This window comes from Streptomyces hesseae, assembly GCF_031845785.1.
Classification (GTDB): Bacteria; Actinomycetota; Actinomycetes; order Streptomycetales; family Streptomycetaceae; genus Streptomyces; species Streptomyces hesseae.
On the sequence record NZ_JAVRFI010000065.1, the window covers coordinates 1 to 476 of the forward strand.

Annotated in this window: 1 pseudogene; it reads right to left on the reverse strand. The window is 60.7% G+C overall.

Features of this window, described 5'->3' with window-relative positions:
* A pseudogene (locus RM609_RS34210) lies at positions 1 to 476 on the reverse strand (bifunctional NADH-specific enoyl-ACP reductase/trans-2-enoyl-CoA reductase); the annotation flags it as partial.

Here is a 476-nt window from a genome sequence, read left to right on the forward strand (position 1 = left end):
CGACGCCCTTGTCGGTGTTGATCCCACGCAGGGTCACGGCTTTGCCGATCGGCTTGAGGGTGGAGTTGTGCACCACGCCCTGCGGGTCGGTACGGCGTGGCGCGGCCAGGCTGTAGACCACCAGGTCGATCTTGCCCAGGTCTTTCTTGATGGTGTCGATGGTCAGGCGCTTGATCTCGTCGGAGAACGCATCACCGTTGATGCTCTTGGCGTACAGGCCTTTTTCGACGGCAAACTTCTCGAACGCGGCGCTGTTGTACCAGCCGGCGGAACTCAACTTGCCCTCTTCGCCTTCTTTCTCAAAAAACACGCCCAGGGTGTCGGCACCGCAGCCAAACGCGGCACTGATGCGCGCAGCCAGGCCATAACCGGTGGAAGCACCGAGGACCAGCACCTTTTTCGGGCCGCCTTCGATGACGCCGTGTTGAGTCACGTAGTCGATCTGTTCCTTGACGTTCGCTTCACAGCCAACAGGG